This is a genomic window from Pedobacter sp. KBW06 (assembly GCF_003852525.1).
Lineage (GTDB): Bacteria > Bacteroidota > Bacteroidia > Sphingobacteriales > Sphingobacteriaceae > Pedobacter.
The window spans coordinates 2,344,536-2,363,318 of the sequence record NZ_QAJL01000001.1; the positions used below are offsets into that span (position 1 = coordinate 2,344,536).

Below are 18,783 nucleotides of genomic sequence, written 5' to 3' on the forward strand. Positions count from 1 at the left end.
GCCGCTATAGAGAACGAAGGCGCCGAAGGCTTAAAGTGGAAAATAGTTCCGGCGAAAGGCAGTTTATATAAACATCAAAGAAGATGAGGGCTCTAGGGCCCTCATCTAATTCCAGAAGCACTTATTTCCATTAAAATTTGAATCCCAATGACAGGTATATTCTCCAGGGATTGCGTTCAAATCCATTGGTTCTAGCAACAGCAAAATTAACTGGTCCCAGAAAGGACATGTAACCCAGTTTCGCACCATAACCCAACAGATAATCTTTAGAGCTCATATTAAAAGGATTAAAAGCTTTATTCTGCCAACCGATGTTGATATGCGGGGCAAGAAAAAAGTTCCAGCTTAGGTTGTATTGTAAAGCCAGGCCAAAAGAAGTGACATTCGCAATGGCAAACTCACCACTTTTTAATCCTATAAAATTTGATTGGCCCAACTCCTGACGAGCTTCTATTCCACCTATAGCGAATTTTGCATTTTCATAAGTGTAGGCTGAGTCTATACCGTGTTTGGCAGAATAGCTAAATCCCCAGAACACAGAAGAATTCAAAGAAAGCTTTGAACTGATCTTTTTGACAAAATTCTCATTCACGGAGAACTTGAGAATATTTCCCGGAAGTCCCTGTGATGGATTTAGATATTGATAAACAGCTTGTCCTTTATCATCATTGGGATCGGGAGCTATTGTTCTTAGGCTATTATTCACCATATATTTAACCTGCAGTGCCAAGGCATTTCCAGACCTTGGGAAATAGATGTTATCAAGGTTATTTTGTTTAAAAAGAAAGGTAAAAGCCTCGTTGTTGTGTTTATAGAGTGTACGGACATCGACTCCTTCATCAAAAATCCGTTTAAAGATATTTGGTCCCCGTTTCACTACCTCATTTTCTTTACTTAGCCCAATAGAAACGAAGCTCGATCTCCCCAGACTGTACCCGAGAGAAATCTCGGTAGCCATGGTATTGTTGAAATAATTTTCATCAGAAATTATTTTGTAAAGAACTGAATGATTCTGCAAGGCCTGATAATTAAAGTTCATCTTAAGCCAAAAGCGATTGGTTTCACTGAAAAACTTATAATAATCGATCCTTGCCTTGAAGCGTTCGGAAAGATCTACTGTAGCCAATATTCTGGATTTACTGAACAAAACGTTCCTATATGTATAATTAAGGATCAAACCTGCTGATTGCTCAGTATCATAGTGTACTGCAGCCTTAAACATTCCTGGCTTTCCTTGTTTCAACCTCACATTCATTGTTAGTGCTGAATCTCCTTTATTCTCAAAAGTATAAAATACCTTATCAAAAAACTGCGTTCCATAGATATCTCTAATGCCCTCCTTTACCGCTTCTACTTTCAGTTCCTCCCCTGAATGAAGACCTAAGCGAGAAGCAGCAAATTGTTCCAATACTGGAACGTCTAAAGGCTGGCCTTTATCATTTTGATAAGTGATCTTTGTGACTGGTAAATGTGGATCCTTTAAATCAAAGTTATTTTTTTCCAATGGATACTTTTTCTGCTCTTCTGCAATACGGATCAGTTCAGGCAGATATTTTCGGGCCTGTTTTTCACCGATTTCCAGGATCTCTTTATTCTGAAAAAAATCTGCAGTGGAATAGTTCAACAATGCCTGGGTGAAGTCTACAAACACATCGGTCATTTGTTGCTGCTTTTTTGAATCATCGACAGATCGAAAGGCGTGTGTCTGATAGATCAGCTTCATTGGGTTTTCTATCTCCTTTTCAGTAAATAAGCGAAATCCTGTATAGCCTCCAATAACAACTTCAGCCCCCATATCTTTCACTTCCTGAACCGGAAAATTACGGTCAAGTCCCCCATCTACCAAGAGTCGTCCGTCAATGTAAACGGGAGCAAAAGCAGCAGGAATTGCCAGAGTAGCTCTAATGGCCAAAGGCAGAGATCCCTTATTTTGCAATATCAGTCCTCCATTTACAATATCTGAAGAAGTAATCGTGATTGGAATCGGAAGTTTATTAAAATCAGTAATGTGCTTTGCCGAAAAAGTCAAAGTATTGAGTACCTCAGAAATGTATTGTCCATCAATTAGAGCCCCTGGCAGTCGTGGCATCACGCCCAAAACCGGAAATTCAATCATGTAATTACCATACTCCTGTTTTTCTTCAATATTGATTTGGTTTAATGGCACTTTATTACTCAATACCCTGCGCCAGTTTATTCCCAATGCAATTTTTTTCAGGGTGTCAGGGGAATAGCCCATTGCGTACAATCCCCCGAAGATTCCCCCTGCGCTGGTTCCTGAAATATAGTCAATCTTGATTCCTAATGAATCAATCAATCTTAAAAGCCCAATATGAGCCATCCCTTTTGCTCCTCCCCCACTAAGCGCTAAGCCCACCTTAGGACGGCGTCCCTGCCCCTCCTTTATTTTAGTTTGAGCGTAACAGTTGCCATTTATCATCAATAACAGCACTATGATAGAAAATAAGTAGCAGGCATCTTTTTTGTGTAACATCTGTGTATAGAATCTATTTTTAATTGTTTGTATTTGTCTTTCATCTTTCCGATCCAGTCATTACTAGTGGATCAGTAATGGTAAAGCTGTTCAAATCATGAGTTTTATTTTGATCGGGATACGTTTTACTTCATTGTTAGGGAATCATCAGTTGTAATCAGGTTATAGTAATTCTGTTCTTCGTCTATTAATGTTGCCAGCCTGCACCCACTTACTGAGGGGCTTATCATATAAATTCGGAATTGAGTATGGGGTCTGATTAATATTTTAGAAGTAAAACCCTCCAAAGCTGTACAGCCGGAGCATAAAATCAGTAGTAATGGAAGAGAATAAATTTTCATTAATACGTGCCAATATCACCTGATTAAAAACCTGTTAAGCATTAAGGCTAGAAGCAAGGACGAAAGTAACCAAACCCATAAACAGAGATGAAATCATCGCAGTTCTATCCTTTCTGCGGCCTTTGATGCTTATTCAGGTGGCGCAAATTAATACAATAAACATGCGGGTACGGAAAAAGTAACGCCAACTGACTAAAATTAATCTTGAACCCTCAATTTTAAGCCGTCGAAATCACCACCATTTCCAATTTAATGACAACATTCATTTCACGAAAGCAAAAAGACAGTTGAGGTATAATTTTGGAAAGCTGAATTAATTTTCACGAATACCATTTCCGGATTGATCTAACTTTACTTCTACAAGCTCAAGAAGCAAATAGACAGATAACTTTAACATCATGAAAAGATTCACCAGATTTAGGATGTTTTACATTAATAAAGCACTACCACTGGTTGCAAGTTTTTTCATTCTTGCTATGGTCAGCTCCTGCAAAAAAAGTCAACCTCAATATACACAAATTTTCTTCCAGATTACCGCTGAGGTAAAATCCCTGGCCGGGGTCAGTAAGGAGACATTTTTTAAAGCCACTTATACTAAGCACGACAAAAAGTTTGCTTATAGCTTTCGTCTGGATAAAATGGAATTAATTGAACAGGTTAATCTTCAGCATGGGTACTCCAGGCAACCAGGAAGCGCAACTATCAACTTATTCAAGAAGTCCAGCGTTCACGCCAATTTAGTTGAAGGTGAGGTTCTACTCAGTCCCGAATCGGAAGATGCTTTAATTAATGGAAATTTATATGTTAATTTTTCACCTTCAAAACTCACTGAAGGTGAAAGTCTGGGAAAGCTTATCTATTATACCAATGAACAAATTGACATGATTAGAAAGAAATTCAATTGGTAAGCCGATCTGATTTTCAGTTCGATACCTTAATGTGTCTTACCAGATCATGAAAATATACTGGCGTCCAAATATCTAATACTGATGGATTGGCAATAAATCTGGTGATATCTGCCTTTACTCTATCCATATTCACCGCATCTATTTTAGCATGCAGGAGTTCCATTAATTCGGGAACAGTCATACTCTCTTTGTTCCAATCCCCACTGTCCTGCGCCCTTAACACAAAATGGTTTCTGTTCAATGGGATTCCCTTTTTGATATACCATTCCATGTCATACCAATCTCTACCTTTTACATTGTCTACCCATTTTCTAAAAAGCAGGGCGTGCATTTTTCCCGCAAAGAGATCAGGAGCAGTAAAGCATTTGACATAAAAAGAGAAAGGATTTAAAAGTAATTTTTCTTCAGTTTCAAATCCCAACGATGGTTCTTTATCCACTTCCAGCTTAATCTTAATATTGGCCACCTCATCAATTCCTTTTTGCGGCAAGATTCCTTCCAATACCAGCTCTTTCCAAATGGTTTCTGATTTTAAAAAAGCGGAATCGATATTACTTTCTTTAGTTTTCTTCTTCTCCTTAACGGAGACCTTCATCCCCTGGGATTCAAATTCGTTCAGAATAGAATCCAGGTATTTTTCCAGAGAAAAATCAGGAGCTACCTTCAAAAGTGAAAAATCCAGGTCTTCAGAAAAACGATCCAAACCGTAGAATATCCGAAGCGCTGTTCCTCCATAAAATGCCGCTTTTTCAAAAAAGCCAGCGCGTTGCAGCCCTGCTAATGCAATTTCCTGCATAATTTCCCGCAACGCCTGTGCGGCTTCCTCCCTATTTGAAGGACGATACGATTCCAGCCACTCTTTTATCATAAGTTTTCAATCATTTTTATTACCATCAATATACTCTCTTTTTTAGGCGCCTCATCGCCCCACAGGCTCATCAAGCTCAGATTCAGGTTTCTCAAATTTTCTTCATCCATTCGCAAGTCTCCAATAAGATAATTTTCTACGGCTTTAACACTTCTTAAGATGAGCCCTGTGGTCGTTACGATTTTATCCAGCAACGCTTTTTCCGGCGAAGCGACCATTGCAAATTGGTCTGTAGCTAATTCCAATCTTTGGACACCAAAAGTATAATAAGGAAGAGGCAAGCGGTTGTAGCTGAATGTCCCCAGTGGAGTTTTAAAGCTTCGTGCTGCTTTAGTCGTCATGGAGGCATAGGCAAAAACCCGTTCAGGAATCAACCCATAATAGGATAATGCCGAATCTACAGAAATATAGCTTGGTCCTAAAAGGTGATTGGCCACCAGGAAAGGTTCTGGTTTTAGGTTGGTGCGTAACTTTGGTCCAATCATATACATCCCCCTTTTCAAAGCGATCAATACCCCAGAACTCAATAACTCATGAATCTTGTCATTCGGTCTTTTATAGCCCGGCAATAAAGACAGCAGTAGCTGATGTGTTATTGGTTGTGTAGCATAAGACCTTATTGCTTCTATTGCGCCCATACACAAATGTAGTATTTAAATAGGATAATCGGCAAATATCCGATTATCCTATTTAAATTAAACAATAAGCATACCTGTTATATAAAAAGAGAGAAACCTATTCGGAAGAATAGTCAAACATGTACAAATACAATAAGATAATCGGTTTATTTCCGATTATCCTATAAATATTAAACAAAAAAAAGAATTATTTTAACTCCCCAGTATAAAAATGCGAGGTCAACTTGAGTCAGAAGATCCACGAGGAAGTCCAAAATTAAAAACTGCTATGTAATAAAACTATTGGGTCTTTCCAGGAGATTACAGATCCTCAGTCATCACTGTAATAACATCTATGTGAAAAATAACACGAACCTTCAAAAGGGTAGATAACAGATAATCTTGACGGGCATTTTCAATTCGATCTATTTGTTCCCAATCAATGTCACACTTATTTGCCAATTGCAATTGTGTCCATTTATGTTTCAGCCGTAGTGTTTTAACATTTCTCCCTATTTTATGGTATCTGCTATAGAACTGTTCTTTCATTTTGAGCGTTAAAATCGGATAAATAAAATATTAGTTTACATCAAATTTATCACAAATAAGAAAACAACCTATGTCGACACCAGTTGAATAACAGAAAAATCTGGCACATCTATGCCCCAGAAGGCATCCACCTTGCTCCCCAACATCCAAAATTAAAACATCCCATTTTCCTGGAAAACATCAACTACTACTTTAATTATAAAGCCCCTCTTAATGGTTTATGGCAGATTAGTTAAAATACGCCCTACCGTCTCAAAGGTGAGCTAGGATAAAGGGCTACAAATATTTACTTCAAACCTACAGTTCATAGTTTCGAAGAGACTAATGTCGATTTAGATGGAAGAATAGCTTTACTAACTGATAAAATTCATTTTCGTGTATTACATACAAAAAAATCAAATAATCTACATTGGAGATAGATATTCATTCTCGGGAGCTGGTGCGAATTAAGACTCTAATCTCCAGGAATAATAACGAATCTATAATTGGATAAAAAGGCAAAACACTCTAAACAAACATGATCGAGTATTTTACATAAATTCAAGCCCTGGCTTTTTTTCTATTCTCCATCCATCGTCAAATAATGAAAAATACGCCTTAACGGTATCGGTTTGATCTAATTTTCCGCGAATGAACTCAACAAATGGTGTTATATTTTTATACTGAATGGTGTATTCAGCGATAGCACTTTTATTTTCATTCAGCATTTTAATGCCAGTTACTTCTCCTAAAACTATATCTGCAATTTTAACTCTCTGAACTTGATGCTCACGATCTTTTGCCGATGTTTCAAGTAGAAATGGTTTAGATTTTTCTGTGAATACAATTATTGGTCTATCATCAATTAGCGTAAGCTTCCGATTTAAAGTGATGTAGCCGTTTTTTTCCAGATTAGTCGCCATGATTTTTCTAGCATGTGCAGGATCACCGGCATAAATGTCCTCATCATATATCTTAGGATATTTTTTTTCTTTTTGGATCAGTTCAAAGGCCTTTTCTCTGTCAAGTTCTTTTGAGGAACAACCAACAAAAACAACGCAGAGTACTATTAGAAAAAGATTCTTCATAAAAGAGCGTTTTAGTTATCAATCTTAATGCGAATTGATAATTCACATAGTTTTGTAAAGGAAGCAATAAGAAATACTAGTTTTTATCCCAAATAAAGCACCTTGATTCAAATTTACTAAAACTCTCTTAATATTTCACCACCACATACAGCTGATAATAAATAACTTAAAAAACATAGACTAGATCTATTAATATAGAATCTACCTTTAAACTCCTTAGATATATAATATGAATTATTGCTATTTGATTGCAGATTTCTTTAGTCTTTCTGCTTTCTGCTTTTTATCATATTCCAACTGAGCAGTTTCAGCTATTGAAGGGCCCTCAGGCCACTTAATTGTAGGAATCAAAAAATCTTGCAGATTAGTTTTTGTCAATTCAGCAATCTTGTAAAGATTTTCAGTTTTGGGCTGAATTTCATTAGTTACCCATCTAGATACAGTTTCAGCTTTAACTCCCATTAGTTTTGCCAAGACTTTATTATCTATTCCCTTATCAGCCAGGATAGCACCTATTCTATAAATTTTTACCTTCTTTTCCCCCATGATGAATACAATCAAAGATAAAAAAAATTAATCCTTTGACTATCAGTATTTTACAAAATCATTTTAAATCATTTAAATGATCTATTAAAATATTTAATTGATTTATTAAATCATTTTATTATATTTGATTTTATAAAAAAATTTAAGAATATGATGTTTTAAATCAAAAAAATGATTTATAGCAGACATGTAAAATGAATTTAATAGATTTGCGATTACTTCAACAAAAAGAAATTTGAAGCAATTCGCTTTGAGTCTTGTTCTGGAAACTAGCACTTTCAAATGGACGCAAGATAAGAAGCCGGAATGCCCATACTATAGGTGTGGGGTTCCCTTCTTGTTGTGTCCAGGGTGTGCTAGCCCTCCAGAACGATAGGTTGGGACCCACGCCTATATTACCTAATCCCTCTTATATAGACTCCTTTTTTCAAAACTAAAGAAATGGAGTATTTAAATGACATTTTAATCTCGAGAAATTCTGTCACAAATATTGTGATGGGAAGCCCTATCTGTTTTTTGATTTGTGCCTTTTCTATAGATCTATTGTTTAAATGCCACAAATATTGAACAATGGAAAAAAAACAATCATGCATACTTACAGGATCAACTTACTTTATTAAAAAGCGAGCAAATTTAGGCGAGATTAATATTTGTCTATCGATACACAGTTCTCTATTCAATAGCGCTAAACTCCTTAAACCCAAAGCACCAACCTAACCAAACTGGCAAAGCAGGCGGTTATCTAGTTTTGAGGGGATTAGATGCCGTCTGACTTTGTAAATCACAAGTAACAAACCAGACTCAACTAACCATTATTCAAATGCATAAAAAAACGACTATAATTATCGTTGTGGCAGCGCTGTGCTTTTTTTTTAGCACAAAAGCGCAGCATACCAAGCTAACCGGACAGGTAAACACTTCATTGGACAACAAGTCATTGCCTGGCGCTTCTATCAGAATCAGATCAACTCATATCAGCAGTTATACAAATCAAGACGGAAGATTTATATTAAGTACCACAGAAAACTCAGGTACGATCGTAATTAGCCACGTAGGCTATAAGACAAAAGAACTTAGCTGGAACAGTACCAATACAATCTTTAAAATCAGTCTTGAAGAAGACAATAGTGAGCTTAAAGAAGTTGAAATCAACGCTGGTTATTATACAGTTAAGAATAAATTACGTACGGGATCTATTTCACGGGTCAACTCAGAAACCATCAGTAGTCAACCTGTGAGCAATCCACTTGCTGCTCTAATAGGAAGAGTCCCCGGTCTGGAGGTCACTCAACAAACCGGTATTCCCGGCGGGGGTTTTGGAATTCAAATAAGAGGAGTCAATAGTATTACCTCAGGATCACAACCGTTATACCTAATAGATGGAGTTCCCTTTGGATCTCATTCATTGGCATCATCTCTTTCCAACTCGATCACTCCACAATCCAGTCCATTCAACAGCCTAAGTCCGTCCGACATAGAAAGTATCGAAATATTAAAGGATGCTGATGCTACGGCCATCTATGGCTCGAGGGGTGCAAACGGTGTAATTCTAATTACCACAAAAAAGGGAAAATCAGGACGGACAACTACTGAATTCAATTATTACCACGGAATAGGCAAGGTAAGCAGAAAGATGGACCTACTCAACACCAGTCAATACTTGATAATGCGGAATGAGGCCTTTAAAAATGATGTTAGAATACCGACCACAGTAAGTGCTCCCGATCTTTTAGTATGGGATCAGCAAAAATCAACGGACTGGCAAAATATTCTCATCGGCGGAACTGCTATCAACAATAATATGCAGGGCTCTCTTTCAGGCGGTAACGGGCAAATTTCTTTTTCCATTAGAGGAGTGTATGGAGAAGAAGGTACAGTCTTCCCCGGAGAATTCAAAGAAAGTAAAGGATCAGGTGCACTTAATCTGAATTACCAAAGCATCGATAGTAAATTTAAGACGAATTTCTCCACGCAATATGCTGTTAACAGCAACAATCTGTTCAGTTATGATCTCACCAGCATTGCGCTAACCACTCCGCCCAATTCTCCAGACTTCTTAGATACTGAAGGAAAACTGGTATTTACCCCATCCTTAAGTAATCCTTATCAGGACCTCTACCGTAAATATAATGCAGGTACCAGGAATCTTATAGGAAATCTCAATATTTCCTACCAGCTTCTTCCACAACTTATGGTGAAGTTGACCGGTGGCTACACTAAAACTGAACGTAATGAAATCAGAACCTTGCCATCTACGACCATTGGCCCAACCAGTTCTTCAGTTCCATCAGCTGATTTTGGAACGAACAGCTCAGATAGCTGGATAGCAGAACCACAGGTCAACTATCAAAATAAAATTGGAAAAAGCACGTTTTCAGCACTTCTGGGATCAAGTTTTCAACAAAGTATCCGTAAATCTCAACTCATTAATGCCAGCGGTTATCAAAATGATCAGTTACTGGAAAACATACAGGCCGCGACTAATCTAAAATTGAGCAATTCTGACTATTTTAATTATCGTTACCAAGCTATTTTTGGAAGACTAAATTACAATCTTTCAGACACCTACCTTCTCAACTTCACCATGAGAAGAGATGGATCCAGCCGATTCGGTAAAGACCGGCAATTTGCCAATTTTTATGCATTAGGTGCAGCATGGATATTTTCAAATGAAGATTTCATCAAACAAAAGTTACCTTTTTTAAGCTTTGGAAAGCTCCGTGCAAGTTATGGAACCACCGGAAATGACCAGATTGGAGACTATCAATTTTTAGAATTATGGAAGTCTACCGCCTCTCCATATGGAGGCACCTCAGGGCTTTACCCCGTGAGAATTGCCAATCCAAACTACGCCTGGGAAATCAGCAGAAAACTAGAAACAGGAATAGAACTCGGCTTGATAAAAGACAGAATCAGGTTATCAGTTGCGTTTTATCAAAATAGAAGCTCCAATCAACTAGTTGGTTATTCTTTACCTCCCAGTTCAGGAGCAATCAGTGTCCAAAGCAACCTTCCTGCATTAGTAGAGAACCGGGGCTTGGAATTTGAGATTAGTACTACAAATATACAATCCGGAGAATTTAAATGGGAAAGCACCCTGAATCTTACCCTACCAAGAAATAAGCTTCTTGCTTATCCTGATATAGAAAAATCCGCCTATGCGAGTACCTACACAATTGGAAAATCACTACAAACACCAATGCTTTTTCACCTGACAGGTGTAGATCCCAAAACGGGAATCTACTTATTTCAGGACCTTGATCAAAATGGTAAAGGAGCTACATTCCCCACTGACCTTCTGGCCATTTATGACCTCAATAAAAAAGCATATGGAGGGATTGGCAATACGTTCAGTTATAAGGGATTCCAATTGGATGTATTTCTTCAATTTACCCGTCAACTTGGCACCAACTATATGAAAGGATTCGTTTCCCCAGGGTTGCTTTCCAATCAACCTGAGGTCGTGCAGAGCAGATGGCAAAATGAAGGCAGCAGCAGCACCATCCAGAAATTCTCCTCTCAAGCGGGTAGTGAAGCTTCAAGAGCTTACCTGTTAAATGGAGATCATAAGATCTCCGATGCCTCCTACTTACGGTTAAAAAACGTTTCCCTCTCCTACTATTTAAGTCGCAAGATCCTCGAAAAAATTAAACTGCAAAATGTAAAAATTTACTTTCAAGGGCAGAACCTATTCACTATCACCAAATACAGAGGCCTTGATCCGGAGAATCAAAACACCGGAAGTCTTCCTCCTCTGAGCATCTATAGTTTCGGAATCCAACTCACCTTATAAATATACTAGTTATGAAACTTATCATTCAACTCAAAACACTACCTATTATCCTTTGCATACTTCATTCTTCCTGCAAGAAATTCATCAATATTGATCCTCCCAACACCCAGATACTCAGTAATCTTGTTTTCACTTCTGATGCCACAGCAACCGCAGCAGTGACCGGTATATACAGCCGTCTAGCAGGCAGTGAAAGAGAAGGATTTGCAAGCGGCGGGCTTTCCAGTATTACTTACCTTACTGCACTGAGTTCGGATGAGCTCATCAGCTATTCTACCAGTAATGATTTTTACAAAAATGCCATTAATCCAAATAATACTACTCTTGTGAATGCACTTTGGCAAGAACCATACAATTGCATTTATTCAGCCAACTTAGTACTGGAGGGTTTAGATAAGTACCAAGGCGTCAGCCCTGCAGTTAAAAGACAATTGCAAGGAGAAGTAAAATTTATCAGAGCTTTCTGTTACTTCCACTTACTCAATTTATTTGAGAACATTCCTCTTCACCTCAGCACTGATTTCCGCATCAACTCCGTTTCACCTGCAGCTCCAAAGGCCGAAGTTTATGATCAGATTACTGAAGACCTTAAGCAATCAGTAACATTACTCACCGGGAATTATTCCCCAAAGGCAGAAGTAATCAGGGCCAACCAGTGGGCCGCGATGGCATTACTCGCCAGAGTATACCTTTATACATCTCAATGGCAAAAAGCAGAGCAGACAGCTACAAGTATCATTGAAAGTGGTTACTACAGTCTAAGCACAGATCTAAACAGTGTCTTTCTAAAGAATAGCATTGAGGCCATCTGGCAACTTAAACCGATTGATCCTCTATACAATACCAATGAAGGAAAATACTTTCGTTTACAAAATAGTCCCCTGTCTACCGGTGCTGCCGCCTTAAACTCAGCATTGGTCTTGGATTTTGATTCAAAAGACAAAAGAAGAAGACTCTGGATAGACAGTATCAGCATTTCAGGTCAGAAATTCTATTTCTCTTCAAAATACAAGATTTCAGGAGGTCACCAGGAACCATTAGTTGAATATTCGATGATCTTAAGACTTGCAGAACAATATCTAATCCGGGCTGAAGCCAGAGCGATGCAGGGCAATTCTTACGGAGCCAAAGCAGACTTGAATCAGGTGCGGCATCGTTCAGCACTCCCAGAGCTGACAACAGATTCCCAGACAGAAATATTACAGGCCATTACTACAGAACGCCGTCATGAGCTTTTTATGGAGTGGGGGCAACGGTGGTACGATTTAAAACGGCTTCAACTTACCGACCAAATCCTAACGCCCGCAAAGCCTCAGGACTGGCAGTCCAGCGATGCGCTGTATCCTATTCCACAAAAAGAGCTCAGCAACAACCACAATTTAAAACAAAATACAGGATACCAATAGACAAAGAATACATAAACCATACAACTTATGCTTAAATCAATTCAACTCTCCTACTGCTCACTATTAGTTAGCTTAATATTCAGACAAACTGAGATCTCTGGCATGATAACAAATCAGGTTGTAGACAAAGATTCTATGGCTAATTTTCAAGTTCATGTAATCGACAAATCTGATCCTATTGATAGCGTTGTAGTATCCTATAAAAAATCCTATATGTTTAACACTTTTGATAGATATTCCTTAAACATTGTGTTAAAACCAAACCATTCTGGAAATTTTCAATTCTCCCTCCCCATCACCAGCGGGGCGGGAAAAATCACTCAGTTACAAATATTTACTGGAAAAGAATATCTTATCTCAAAAGAATATCTGATAGAAACCGAAGACAGAATTAACTTAACAATCTGCAAGAAAGGAGATCAACTAACCCTAAATTTCAGTGGTAAAGGATCAGATAAATATACCTGCCGTAGAAACATTGAGCTGACCTACGACAAACTTAGGGAGGGATATTTCAGGTATAATGCAAATACACGTATGACTGATTTCAAATTCATGGACTCTATAAGCAATGCCTGGAAACTTGAAACGACTAAAATTATCAATCAAAACAAGAAACGAATCGGGATACTAGCCTACCAGGTTATGCAAGCGGATGCCCAAAATCAGGTACCTCTCAGGCGCGAACAGTTTTACCGGATTGCTTTTAATAAAAGTAAGAAGCCAGAAGAGAGAGAAAAAATCAGGCAGCACTATCTTTCCAGCCCCCAGAAACCTATTACTTTTTCAGATCAAACCTATACCTTAAGCTATCAGTATCTGCAAGATCTGATACGACAGGTGCAAACTTATCTCTATTTGAGTCATAACGGTTCTCAATATAGCATTGCTGAAGTATACAAATACATAGATGTCAAATATCAGGGAGTACTCAAAGAACGGCTGCTAATGCAGTTACTTATCAATCCAATGTTTGGTGGAATCGAAATGGAAGAACATACTGAAGATTACGAAAACTGCCTTCAAAAAGCTCTACTCATTTCCAAGTCTACTCAAGTGAGATACGAAATCAGCAAAAAGCTTAGTTCAATAAAAAAAGGCCTAAATGTCTATAATTTTTCTTTGCTTGATCAAAACGGCAACTTCGTCAGACTTGAAGATTTTCGTGGAAAAGTAATTTTGTTAGATATATGGTTCACCGGCTGTACTGCCTGCAAACAATTCTCAGAGAAAATGCAAAAAGAAATCACTCCGGTTCTTAAAGAAAATGATTCTTTTGTTGTGGTCAGCATTTCCACTGATAAGAACAAAGCTGTCTGGCTAAAAAGTCTCAGTCAAAACACATACACGACAAACGATCATATTAATCTTTACACTAACGGATTAGGAGCAGACCATCCACTATTATTATATTATGAGGCCAGGTCATTCCCATTTTTACTACTCATAGATAAAGATGGTAAACTATTTTCCAGATTTAATGCCAGCATAAATGCGAAAGACTTGATCAAGCTTGTCCAAAGTGCGATAGCTTCAGATTAAACTTATAAATAAAACTACCATAACACACATACAAGAAGTCGCGATATATATACAAATCTGAGATCCTTTTAAACCCAAATTTTGGTAGATAAAGACTATGCAGATATTTTCCTGTATTTAAATTATAAATATCCATCACAAAATTCTGCTTAAAATCTTTATCTGCTTCATTATCCGCCTTTAGTTTAGAGGATACCAAGAGCTTGTGTTGATAAATACAGCCCCTGGAATTGACCAGTAATGGTGGGCTTGCAAGGCTTGTCTTTTTTCGTGATGTGACTTCTGTAAGATTAAGCCTCGCCCTGGAAACCGTATCCAGGGTTCTGGCTTTTAACAGCACTTTAAGGTTACTGTCCAGAACAGTAAATGCATTTCGATAATAATAAAGATAAACCATTTTCCCAGATGGCCGATCATAAAGCAACTCTCCATCGGTACAAAAAAAACCATCTACTTGTTTCTCCAACATATGTGTTACGTCATTTCCTGGTTTATCTACCCTTAATTTCTTTAATACATTTTGATTACTTTTTTTATCAGGTGTGCGAAACACAAGAGAAGTTCCTGATAGTGCGATAACCTTGTCAAAACTCCGTAAAGGCATGGGGATTTCTCTAACGGAGTTGTCAGGCAAAACTCCCGAAAAATGATGTGGGGAACTTCCTTCTGTAAGATAAAAATGGGGATAATCTACACTAAGTTTCATTGAACGCCATGCAATCATTCTATCACTTCGCACCAATAGTTTCAAACTATCAGTTAAAGTTAATGCGGTATCGATGACTAGGACAGAGCGTGGAGCAACACTATTTCCTAGAAAAAATCTGTCACGATCAAAGCCAGAGAAGTACCAGGAATCAAATCCCACATTTATAAAACCAGCAGGTGATAATGTATCAACAGGAGTCTTACGGACAAAACCGTTATTGCGCTTTGTTTTGAAGGAGCTACGAAGAAACAACAAATACATAAAACCCACACAAAAAATCAGAATAATGCATATTAAAGCTATCGAACGTCTCATTTGGAAAAAAATAAAGAATCAAATGGAAAGGAACTTAAAGCCCTTCCCATATTGATAGAGGCGCTAATTAATCAGCACGGTAAATAAAATCATCATTTGCAGGATCGGTACAAACTCCGTCTAAACTATTTAGATAAAGCTGTGAAGAAGTACTACAAAGCTGAGCCTTTTCGATATCACTGCAAGTAACCTCAGTACATTGAGCTGGATTGTCCAGCTCCTGATAACGGGTTAAGTTATGTTCATTCTTCGATGAATAAGATGCAAATGCACTGCCTACAGCAACCATTGCGATGGCAGATAATAAGATTGTTCTTATCATTGTAATTGATTTTAATTAAATGCCTACTCTATTGGTTACAGGTTTTCGGCTTCGCCTGATTTTATTGCAATAAAATATTTTTTTATAAGTACAGATGAAATGGTATAGACTCTAAGTATAAGTACAATTGAAAGATTACGTCTTATCCAACACTAACACACCTCTGGTTTCCAGAAGGATACCAGCTATTCCCAATACAGCAAAAACTCCGTTAAAAATTAAATGACCTTTCCAACTCAGCCGCTCTAAAATTCCACCACAAGCACAAGGAATGTAGTCGCTATACCCCAGAATCGTTATGATATATGCAATAAACATAAGCATCAGTGTCAAGGCAGCATATAGTGCTTTTAATCTTAAGTCTGGAATTATTAAACAACACCCAATAACAATTTCCGATACCGGTATCAACCAAGATAGAATTCCTGAAAAATCAGTCAACAACGGAGATTGGCCTATTTGCATTCGAAATTGATCCACATCAAATAATTTAAAAGCCGCTGCATAGAAAAAAAGGAAAACATACAACATCACAATAATTAGTACTACAAAACGATCTTTGTTAATTTTTTTAAGGTTTCTTTCCGGCATATACTAATATTTTTAATATACTAAAGTTCATCAGGAAAATAATTCAAGAAATATCCTTCTGGATATTTTATTCCTAAAAGTTTTACTCATGATACTCCAGGCGGATTTCTATGCATTTAAAAATTATTATAGTTAAATCTACTTCCGTCAATAAAAAAGCACCAACCATATTGGTCAGTGCTTTTATAGCTTATTTTATACTTATAATATAGAACAGTTAAGAAATTAATGGATAACAGTCTCTTATTCAAAGGTGTTCGATCATTTTATAAAATCATATTCATCCTATTAATTCTCTATTTAGACTAAACCGGGTTGTCTTTCAAAAGTACCGTAAATAGTATTTATTTTAATTACCCTCTTTTAACCTAGTATCTGAACTTGGACTTGCTTTAGCCTCTAGATGATCAAGCAAATATTTGACTTTTGCACCATAATAACCGGCTTTAACCTCGGAACTTAACTCCGCATAAGCCTCCCGCATCTCATCTCTATCAAGGAGTGTCATAAACCATGGCGCCACCAGTGATTCCCGGTGGCTTGCAAACCAAGACTTCCTGAAGTCCAACTGCCGTTGCTTGTCATTAATTTTACTGATGTCTTCAATAAATTGTCGGTACTGCTGGTGGGCAGCGCTACCCTTAACCAGAACATCTGCTTCTCCAACGGCCCCTTCAATATGAATGATTTGGTTTTCGATAAAAATCGCTTTGGTACTTTTTTTGGATAATACAGTATCCATTTTAATGAAATGGAACCTACCGTTTAGCCGTAATTGTCCATTAAAGACAAATCGATCTCCACTAGAAATAGTTTTGACTACTGTATCCCCCTCCTGAGTGCAAAGGTACACTTTGCTGCTATTGGGCAGATTTTTAAAATGGCATATTAACTGGAAGCCGTTCTTTTGCTGAGCCATAATCGGCCCGCCATAATTTAGGAAGAATAAAAATATTAAAATTTTAATTTTCATGTTTGTTAGTTTAAATCTATAATGCATATACCGCGCAAATACATTACAGCATTGCTTTACGATAATGCAGCACAACTGAAATGATTCTAGTCATATTAAGCTTTGAAATCATGACTTCTTTTTCAGAGCATTATTAATCGCGGCAATGAGAAACTCTTTGCTTCTTAGCCCGGTGCCATTATTCTCAAATATTTTACCATCTTTATCAATGAGAAGAGGAAATGGATAACCTCGAACATTATAGTGTTTAATCACAGCAGCATTATAACCATCCTCCCCCGTGTTAAGATTAATCACATTAGCCTCATCTTTTGAAGTGAATTCACCAAGCCCCTTTTTGAGCCACTCATCCTTTTTAGTAGGGCTAATGGTTACAAATAGCACATTTTTATTACCATTAAACTGCCTTTCTACATCTTTAAGGACTAAATCATAATAGTTTTTACATGCGCCGCAGCCGACATACCAAAAATCAATAAGAACCACTTTTCCCTTCATCTTCACCATACTATGCATTTTTCCATTTTCATCCTGCAAGCTAAAATTATAGGCAGTCATCCCCCGCCCTGTGTTCTCAAAGCCAGAAAACACCTTTAAATTTTCCGGATTCTTAATCATCGGTCTTGCCAGATTTACTAATGTCTCCGGCTTCTCCAAGGATCCATTATACCGCGTAAAAAAACATATAAACACTTTCTCTCTTAGGGAGAATGGTCTTATTTTAGCAACCGTGTAGAAACTATCATCCTTTGAAATTCCCGAGAATATACGGTCTATATTAATTAGGGATAAAAGACTTTGATCAGCACCAATTGATAATTTCAACCCCTCTTCAGAAATACCAAAGTTATTAAAATCAATTCTGCTAGTAGCAACTAGTAGTTTTAATGCATCCAATTCTGCGTCTACATTTTTCAAACTTTCAGTAGATAAATCACCTTGTTTTTTTAGCATCATTAAGTCTATTAAATCAAAGAGCAATCCTCTTTCAAATGTTGCATAAACATATTCACCTAAAACATTTGCCTTAAGAATATCATAACTTATCGGGCTCAAAGCAGATTTTAAATGTTCTAGTATTGATAAGCAGGTGTCTAACTTTCTCTTATTTTGAGTTACTTGATTAAATTTAATGTTTGCCACCGTAGCCCGCTTTATTTCCTTAACCCCCGGCTCCATTATTTTATTTTTTGATCCTAATTTAAAAGTAACTGAGGATGTTTCTTTATAAGTACCACTTTTCTTAAGAACAAGAGTGTCTGTTATGGCAGTAAAATTATACTTGGCACTACCTTTCCCCGTTATCATCTTGTTTTTTTTACTGACATTATTCTTATTGATACCCGAAAAAATGATCTGTACATCATCACCAGGTTCGATTAATTGATCCATCAAACCAGACGGAACTCCTTCTTTTGGCGCTAAATACAAATTACAATAGGCAGATCTAGTCAAATCTTTTATAGAAAAAGTAAAATGACCGTTTTTTACCGTGGCCTTAAAAATTCGGATTTTATTAAAGTCAGCATAATCTCTTGGTTTACGAAAGAAAAAATTTGAAGCATAGATTGCATCACAAACTTTGAGTTCTACAGTATCCCCATCTTTCAGGTCTGCATAAAAACCTTTTAACGAAAAAAAAGCAGGGTTGTTTACTTTATTGTCTGTACGATTTTGTGTATATCCTACTACGCACCAAAGCAGTGTAAGACATATCGTCATGTATTTTTTCATAATTTTTA

At 37.2% G+C, this 18,783-nt stretch carries 14 protein-coding genes; 4 read left to right on the forward strand and 10 right to left on the reverse strand.

Features of this window, described 5'->3' with window-relative positions:
• Window positions 1-130: 130 nt before the first annotated feature.
• Window positions 131-2,494 (reverse strand): patatin-like phospholipase family protein, encoded by a 2,364-nt coding sequence (locus DBR43_RS09665; RefSeq protein ID WP_124580144.1) that lies wholly within the window; start codon window positions 2,492-2,494, stop codon window positions 131-133.
• A 739-nt stretch (window positions 2,495-3,233) separates the two neighbouring features.
• Between DBR43_RS09665 and DBR43_RS09670 the strand changes: the two genes are divergently transcribed.
• Window positions 3,234-3,743, forward strand: coding sequence for a hypothetical protein (locus tag DBR43_RS09670; RefSeq protein ID WP_124580146.1), 510 nt, complete (start codon window positions 3,234-3,236; stop codon window positions 3,741-3,743).
• Window positions 3,744-3,756: 13 nt separating this feature from the next.
• Here DBR43_RS09670 and DBR43_RS09675 read toward each other — a convergent pair whose 3' ends face one another.
• The 4 genes from DBR43_RS09675 to DBR43_RS09695 all read right to left on the reverse strand — a co-directional run bounded on the left by DBR43_RS09675 (window position 3,757) and on the right by DBR43_RS09695 (window position 7,405).
• Window positions 3,757-4,611, reverse strand: a complete 855-nt coding sequence (locus tag DBR43_RS09675) for a nucleotidyl transferase AbiEii/AbiGii toxin family protein (protein ID WP_124580147.1) — start codon at window positions 4,609-4,611, stop codon at window positions 3,757-3,759.
• Window positions 4,608-5,249 (reverse strand): hypothetical protein, encoded by a 642-nt coding sequence (locus tag DBR43_RS09680; RefSeq protein ID WP_124580149.1) that lies wholly within the window; start codon window positions 5,247-5,249, stop codon window positions 4,608-4,610. The genes DBR43_RS09675 and DBR43_RS09680 overlap by 4 nt, the downstream gene beginning before the upstream one ends.
• A 1,058-nt stretch (window positions 5,250-6,307) precedes the next feature.
• Window positions 6,308-6,844, reverse strand: coding sequence for a hypothetical protein (locus DBR43_RS09690; protein ID WP_124580153.1), 537 nt, complete (start codon window positions 6,842-6,844; stop codon window positions 6,308-6,310).
• Between the two features lie 240 nt (window positions 6,845-7,084).
• Window positions 7,085-7,405, reverse strand: a complete 321-nt coding sequence (locus tag DBR43_RS09695; RefSeq protein WP_148090760.1) for a helix-turn-helix domain-containing protein — start codon at window positions 7,403-7,405, stop codon at window positions 7,085-7,087.
• Between the two features lie 805 nt (window positions 7,406-8,210).
• Here DBR43_RS09695 and DBR43_RS09700 point away from each other — a divergent pair.
• Genes DBR43_RS09700 through DBR43_RS09710 form a run of 3 tightly spaced genes read left to right on the forward strand, consistent with a single transcriptional unit; the run spans window position 8,211 to window position 14,131 of the window.
• Window positions 8,211-11,183, forward strand: a complete 2,973-nt coding sequence (locus DBR43_RS09700; protein ID WP_124580157.1) for a SusC/RagA family TonB-linked outer membrane protein — start codon at window positions 8,211-8,213, stop codon at window positions 11,181-11,183.
• 11 nt (window positions 11,184-11,194) lie between these two features.
• A complete protein-coding gene (locus DBR43_RS09705) occupies window positions 11,195-12,589 on the forward strand; it encodes a RagB/SusD family nutrient uptake outer membrane protein (protein ID WP_124580159.1) in 1,395 nt (464 codons plus the stop codon).
• A gap of 27 nt (window positions 12,590-12,616) precedes the next feature.
• Window positions 12,617-14,131, forward strand: coding sequence for a TlpA family protein disulfide reductase (locus tag DBR43_RS09710; RefSeq protein ID WP_124580161.1), 1,515 nt, complete (start codon window positions 12,617-12,619; stop codon window positions 14,129-14,131).
• Here the strand turns inward: DBR43_RS09710 and DBR43_RS09715 are convergent.
• From DBR43_RS09715 to DBR43_RS09735, 5 genes are all read right to left on the reverse strand, one after another.
• Complete coding sequence (locus tag DBR43_RS09715) at window positions 14,097-15,155, reverse strand: hypothetical protein (protein ID WP_124580163.1); 1,059 nt, start codon at window positions 15,153-15,155, stop codon at window positions 14,097-14,099. The genes DBR43_RS09710 and DBR43_RS09715 overlap by 35 nt on opposite strands.
• A gap of 67 nt (window positions 15,156-15,222) precedes the next feature.
• Window positions 15,223-15,477, reverse strand: coding sequence for a DUF6520 family protein (locus DBR43_RS09720; protein WP_124580165.1), 255 nt, complete (start codon window positions 15,475-15,477; stop codon window positions 15,223-15,225).
• 135 nt (window positions 15,478-15,612) lie between these two features.
• Window positions 15,613-16,068 (reverse strand): MauE/DoxX family redox-associated membrane protein, encoded by a 456-nt coding sequence (locus tag DBR43_RS09725; protein WP_124580167.1) that lies wholly within the window; start codon window positions 16,066-16,068, stop codon window positions 15,613-15,615.
• 349 nt (window positions 16,069-16,417) lie between these two features.
• On the reverse strand, window positions 16,418-17,041 hold the full coding sequence (locus DBR43_RS09730) for a DUF4369 domain-containing protein (protein ID WP_158622470.1): 624 nt from the start codon (window positions 17,039-17,041) through the stop codon (window positions 16,418-16,420).
• 108 nt (window positions 17,042-17,149) lie between these two features.
• Window positions 17,150-18,775 carry a TlpA family protein disulfide reductase gene (locus DBR43_RS09735; protein WP_124580169.1) on the reverse strand — a complete coding sequence of 542 codons (1,626 nt, stop codon included), beginning with the start codon at window positions 18,773-18,775 and terminating at the stop codon, window positions 17,150-17,152.
• Window positions 18,776-18,783 lie beyond the last annotated feature (8 nt).